The following is a 6,188-nucleotide window of genomic DNA, read 5'->3' as shown; positions in this document are numbered from 1 at the left end:
ATACCCCGGCGGATCGAGATCGTCACGCAACGGGTCGAGCCCGTCGTTGGCCGTGGCTTCTTTCGGTTGCGGAGGAAACGCGTTGGCATACGCGCCGATATTGATCGTGACGCCGAGACGCTCAAAGGTTGCGCGCGCCGCGTCGATGGCCGCGCCAATCACTTCGGGCTGACTGCAATTGAACAGCAGGGTTTCGACGCCGAGTTCAGCCGCCACCGCAGCCGCTTCGGCTACCGGCTCACCGGAGCGCAGGCGTGGCACTTCATCGGTGTCTTCATCCTTGAGGGTGAACGACAGCCAGAACGGTTTACCGTCCTTCGGCAACCCGGCGTGAATGGCCCGCGCCTCGATAATCGAACTCTGGGTTTCCGCCAGCCACAGATCAACATGCGGGGCCAACCCATTGACCAGCGGCGTCAGCAGCTCGGTCACGCGATCCGCTTCGAACAGATCTGGACGATACGAACCAAACAGCGGCGGCAACGACCCGGCAACACGCACTGGCTTGCCGGATGCCTGCACCGCCCGCCGCGCCAACTCCCCCGCCAGTGCCGCGAGCGCTTGGCCCTCAGCCGCAAAGCGCGCCTCGCCAATGTGAAACGGCACCACCGCGTAACTGTTGCTGGTGATCACGTCGGCGCCGCTGTTGATGTACGCGGCATGCACCGCCTCGACCGCCTGCGGCGCTTCACTCAGCGCCAGTGCCGACCACTCCGGTTGGCGAAACGGTGCGCCGGCGCGTTGCAACTCGCGGCCCATGCCGCCATCGAGAATGACCCTGTTCGCTGCGCCCATATGCTTTTCACTCATATGCTTATGAAAATAACTCACTATCAGAGTCGTTCTTATAACTATTTAATACGCACCACTCGGTTAATAACAACCTCTTTTTTCAACAGGAAGCGACTGTGAAACTCCAACCGCTATTGGCCCTGGGCCTGACCATTCTGGCCTCCACCCAAGCCTTCGGCGGCGCGACGCTGGATCGTGTCGAACAGAAAAAAGAGCTGGTCGGCGTGCTCATGGAAAGCTATCCGCCCTTCTCGTTTCTCAATGAGCAGAATCAACTCGACGGTTTCGATGTCGACGTTGCCAAAGCGGTGGCGGACAAGCTTGGCGTCAAACTGCGTCTGGAAACGCCGTCCTGGGACGTGATCGCCGCCGGCCGCTGGAGCGGGCGCTACGACATCTGCATCTGCTCGATGACCCCGAGCAAGGCCCGCGCCGAAGTGTTCGACTTCCCGGTCGAGTATTACGCTTCGCCAGCGGTGATCGTGGTCAACGCCAAGGACGATCGCATTCACAGCGCCAAGGACCTGAGCGGCAAAAAGGTTGGCCTCACCAGCGCCTCCAGCTACGAAAGTTATCTGAACAAGAACCTGGTCATCGAAGGCGCCGAGGATACGCAGTTGCAGTATCCGTTCGAGGATGTGCAGATCGCCCCGTACGACACCGACAACGTCGCCTTCCAGGATCTGGGCCTGGGCGCCGGCGTGCGCCTGGATGCGATCCTCACCAATCTGGTCACCGCGCAGCCGCGCCTGAACCAGGACCAGCGCTTCAAACTGGCCGGCGAACCGCTCTACTCGGAACCCAACTCCGTGGCCATCGAAAAGGGTGACCCGCAGTGGGACGCCAAGGTGCGCGAGGTGTTCGCACAACTGAAACAGGACGGCACCCTGAGCAAGCTGTCGCAAAAATGGATCGGCGCCGATATCAGCCAATGACTTCCTTTCCGACCCCGCCCCAGCCACCGCAACCGGTGGCTGAAACACGCCTGCAAAAGCTCTTTGGTTTCCGTACGCGCCTGTACCTGACGTGGGCGGCGCTGTTCTGCCTGTTTGCCGGATTCTTCCTCAGCTTCGACCTGAAGTTCGCGATCATCCTCGACAAACTGCCCAACCTCGTTGGCCTGAAGCTCGCGCCGAACGGCTTCCTGCAAGGCGCAGCGCTGACGCTGTTTCTCTGCGCCTGCTCGATCATCGCCTCGTCGCTGCTCGGTTTCATCACCGCGCTGGCGCGCCTGTCGAACAGCGCCGTCGCATTTGGCATCGCCAGTTTCTACACCTCGTTCTTTCGCGGCACGCCACTGCTGATCCAGATCCTGCTGATCTACCTCGGCTTGCCGCAACTGGGCATCGTCCCCGGCGCCATCGTCGCCGGCATTATTGCCCTGTCGCTGAATTACGGCGCCTACCTGAGCGAAATCTTCCGCGCCGGCATCCTCGGCGTCGATCACGGCCAACGCGAAGCATCCTTGGCGCTGGGCCTGCGCGAAAGCGTGATCTTCTGGCGCATCACCCTGCCCCAGGCCATGCGCACAATCATTCCGCCGACCACCAACCAGTTCATCTCGATGCTCAAGGACTCGTCGCTGATCTCGGTAATGGGCGTCTGGGAAGTGATGTTTCTCGCCCAGTCCTACGGGCGCTCAAGCTATCGCTACATCGAAATGCTCACCACGGCGGCGATCATCTACTGGCTGATGTCGATCGGGCTGGAGCTGATTCAGGCACGGATGGAGCGGCATTACGGCAAGGCGTATGTGCGGCGTGGCTGAAGCGTATTCAAACGGTGTCCCGACGTATCCGCACAACGCCCATTTTCATGCCGAACGGGCGGAACACAGCGTTCAGCGACTTCAGCGTCTGATTGCCTTCGCCATGTTCGATATGCACCAGCGTGCGCACTGAGATCTTGCACATCTTCGCGAACTGAGTCTGATGCAGACCGGTGACTTCGACCCGTAAACGGCGCACGGCGTCACCGATTTCCAGAGTGCCTTCGGCCAGTGATTCCTTGATGCTGTCGATAAGCGCCATGCGATCAAGGACAGTAAGGCCCCGTGCAGATTTGAGTTTACTCATGACGCGGCAGATTCGTTTTGTGAAAGGCGCAATTTAATGCAGCGGGATGACAGTTTTGGTAATTAAACTGCAACAAAATGCAGACTGGAGCCGCTGGGGCTTCAATCGACGCAAAACAATGCAGATGGACCCCCGACGTATGTCGCTGTGACCCATATAGGCTGTAGGAAAACGAACCGCCGCCACCGCGCAAAAGCCTTGTTTGCGAAATCCCGTGAGGATTTTCGACAGAACGATCCGACGTCGCCTGCACAGCATCAGGAACCGACCGACATCGTTTTTTTCAACGCAGCAATAGAGTTGAGCCTTTCATACAAGGAGGTTGAACTCGATGCCTGCCCTACACAAATACCGTCCCCATCACCTCGCTCTGGCGATCGCGCTGACGATCGGATCTGCCGAGGCGTCCATCGAACAGCCGCCCGACGTCCAGGTTTCTGCGCAGATCAGCGAAGACAAAACCGCCAAGCCTCGAAAGAAGAAAACACCCACACCGAAAGTGGATCCTGATGACTTGTTTGCGATCAAGGAATTCATCGGCCCGCTGGAGCACACTTCTCCGTCGCCCGGGCAGGCCTCTGACGCGCCTTCGGTCGATGCCGTACGCGCGACGGTTGCGATCGAGGATTTCAGTCCGGCCTTTTATGAAGGGCTGGAGTTTCCAGAGTTCGTGGTGGAGGAAACCGGCGATGAGGAATTCGATCTTGTCGACCCGTTTGAACGCGACATGTTGGCGATCACGACGCAGCGCTCTTTTGTCTCGAGCCCGCTCGAGAATATCGGCGGCGTATCCCTGCAACTGGGCGATGGAGATGACTTGCTGGTGATCAATAAGGGCGCCCGTTGGGACGGTCGCCTGGACGGTGGCAAAGGTGCGAACGGGCTGCTGTTCAATGCCGTAGAAGGCGGCGAGATCGGTGAGACGCGCAATTTCTCAGCCATGCGTATCGCACGTGGACAGTGGACCCTGCGTCACGCTTTCGAGGGTGATGCTGACGTCAAAGCCGACGCCGTGCTGCTCAACTACGCATCGATCAATGGTGTCGATGTCGACCCGGGAGCGGTTTTTGGCGGTTATGGACACGTGACGGGGCTATATGTCGCAGGAACCCTGCTTGCCAGCCAGCAACACGGCTCTCCCAATATCAAAGGCAATCTGACGCTCCATCAGGACGCTGTGTTTTCTTACGCCGTATCTGCCGACCGCGGCTCAGATCCCGTGCATGTTCAGGGCACCGCGAGCCTGGGAGGTGCGCGTGTCGAGATTTATGGCGTACCGGGCGACTACGCTCGTACCAATGAGTATCGGCTGTTGTCTGCAAACGTCATTGATGGCGAGTTCGGTGAGGTCACCACCAATCTGGCCTACATGACACCAACGCTCTCCTATGAGCCAAACGCGGTGAACCTGCACTACGTGCGCAACGATGTAGGGTTCGAACAACTGGCCCGAACGCGCAGTGCTCGTTCGATTGCGCAGAGCTTGGATAATCGAGGGGCTTCCACTCGAGCTTTCGATATCGGCACCAACAGGGCCGTCGCCGCACTGCTGACCAGCGATAAAACCACCGCGCCCATCGCCCTCGATCAACTTGCCGCCGGCAGCAACGCCAACCTCGCCAAAGCCACGCTGAGCAGTGTCACACCCGTCAGTGCGAGCATGCTTTCGGCGATGCGGCAGCTGGACAATCATTCCGCCTCGACCTACGGCTCGCGCAGTTCACCGCGTCAGGCCGCAGGCAGCGAAGACTCCGGGCGGGTGTGGATTCAGGCGTTGGGCCTCGGCGGCAAGGTTGATCGCGACGCTGACGGTATCCTCCAACATGCCTCGCAAGGGCTGGTCGTGGGCGCTGACTGGCGACTCGACGAGCACTGGCATGTCGGCCTGATTGGCGGCAAATCGCAGACGAAATTCGATGCCCGCCAGTACGACGGCGACCTCGACAGCTGGCACCTCGGCGCCTACGCCATGCGTCAGGATGGCCCGCTGTCACTGCGCCTCGGCGCGACCTACGCCAGCCATGACGGCAGCAGCACACGGAGGGTCGCATTCAAGGGTTTCAGCGATCGTCTCAAGGGCAATTACGACGCCAATACTCAACAGGCATTCGCCGAAGCCGGGTTCAATCTCGGCCGGGATAGCGTGATCCTCGAGCCCTACGCCAGCCTCGGCTACCAGCGCTATCAACGCGACAGCTACAACGAAAAGGGCGGCGACGCGGCGCTGAAAGTCTTCGGGCAGACTCGCGACAACTTCAGCAGCACCTTTGGCCTGCGGCTTGCGCAGATCAATACGCTGGATAACGGCATGCATTTGACCCCGCGCTTGAGCGCAGGCTGGAAACATACCTTCGGCGCGATCGACAGCGACACCCGCCAGCAACTGCGCAAGGGCGGCAAGCGCTTTGAAGTGACCGGCGCGGCACTGGATCGGAACAGCCTCGCGGTGGATGCGGGGCTCGACCTTGGTCTTTCGGCGGTGCACACGCTGGGCGTGGGCTTTACGGGTGAGCTGGGTAATGACAGCCGAACGTATGGCGTAGCGGGTCAATGGCGCATGGCGTTCTGATGGATTAAGCACGCCTGCTGTGGGAGCGAGCCTGCTCGCGAAAGCGGTGGATCATGCAAAGATGCTATTGGCTGACCTGGCGCATCCGCGAGCAGGCTCGCTCCACATATGGTCCCTGATGACCTGAGAAGGTAGGAAAATCACAGGCAAAAAAAAGGGGAGCACATGCTCCCCCGAGGTTTAAAGCGTTGGATCGCGACTGTTACCTCAGCCTTCGATCTCGATGAGGATTTCGCCCGGGTTGACCCGGTCGCCCTTGGCCACATGAATCGCGGCAACCTTGCCGGCAATGGCGGCCTGGACTTCGGTTTCCATCTTCATCGCTTCGGTGATCAGTACCGCCTGGCCAGCCTTGACGCTGTCGCCCTCCTTGACCAGCACATCGACGATGTTGCCGGGCATGGTGGTGCTCACGTGGCCCGGCGCCGAGGCCTGTTTGCGTTTGCTGCTGCCGCCGCCAACGAATTCGTTGAGCGGCTCGAACACCACTTCTTCCGGCATGCCGTCGATGGACAGATAGAAGTGGCGCTTGCCTTCAGCCTTGACGCCGACACCGGTGATGTCGACGCGATAGGTTTCGCCGTGGACGTCGATGACGAACTCGGTCGGCACGCCTTCGCCGCCCGCCGAAGCAACGGCGCCCGCTTCCGGGATTGGCAACAGCACTTCCGGCGTGAGGGTGCCGGCGGCACGCTCTTCGAGGAACTTGCGGCCGATGTCCGGGAACATGGCGAAGGTCAGTACGTCTTCTT

6 protein-coding genes are annotated in these 6,188 nt (G+C 60.1%); 3 read left to right on the top strand and 3 right to left on the bottom strand.

Features of this window, described 5'->3' with window-relative positions; genetic code table 11:
* The coding region (locus tag OQK_RS11170; protein WP_016772459.1) for a homocysteine S-methyltransferase family protein at positions 1 to 795 on the bottom strand (795 nt) is incomplete at its 3' end.
* 113 nt (positions 796 to 908) lie between these two features.
* Here OQK_RS11170 and OQK_RS11165 point away from each other — a divergent pair.
* Positions 909 to 1,727, top strand: a complete 819-nt coding sequence (locus OQK_RS11165) for an ABC transporter substrate-binding protein (protein WP_016772458.1) — start codon at positions 909 to 911, stop codon at positions 1,725 to 1,727.
* On the top strand, positions 1,724 to 2,560 hold the full coding sequence (locus tag OQK_RS11160) for an amino acid ABC transporter permease (protein WP_016772457.1): 837 nt from the start codon (positions 1,724 to 1,726) through the stop codon (positions 2,558 to 2,560). Before OQK_RS11165 ends, OQK_RS11160 begins: the two co-directional genes overlap by 4 nt.
* A 7-nt stretch (positions 2,561 to 2,567) precedes the next feature.
* Here the strand turns inward: OQK_RS11160 and OQK_RS11155 are convergent, their stop codons facing one another.
* Positions 2,568 to 2,867: a helix-turn-helix domain-containing protein gene (locus OQK_RS11155; protein ID WP_038860858.1), complete on the bottom strand. Its 300-nt coding sequence runs from the start codon at positions 2,865 to 2,867 to the stop codon at positions 2,568 to 2,570.
* Positions 2,868 to 3,198: 331 nt separating this feature from the next.
* Between OQK_RS11155 and OQK_RS11150 the strand changes: the two genes are divergently transcribed.
* Positions 3,199 to 5,436, top strand: a complete 2,238-nt coding sequence (locus tag OQK_RS11150) for an autotransporter outer membrane beta-barrel domain-containing protein (protein WP_016772455.1) — start codon at positions 3,199 to 3,201, stop codon at positions 5,434 to 5,436.
* Positions 5,437 to 5,643: 207 nt separating this feature from the next.
* On the opposite strand, the gene OQK_RS11145 is transcribed toward OQK_RS11150, so the two are convergent.
* Positions 5,644 to 6,188: biotin/lipoyl-containing protein (locus OQK_RS11145; RefSeq protein ID WP_038860857.1), on the bottom strand; the 545-nt coding region annotated here is incomplete at its 5' end.

Origin of the sequence: Pseudomonas sp. R62 (assembly GCF_000257605.1) — a bacterium.
Taxonomy (GTDB): Bacteria; Pseudomonadota; Gammaproteobacteria; order Pseudomonadales; family Pseudomonadaceae; genus Aquipseudomonas; species Aquipseudomonas atacamensis.
This window is presented reverse-complemented; position numbering and strand designations above follow the sequence as displayed.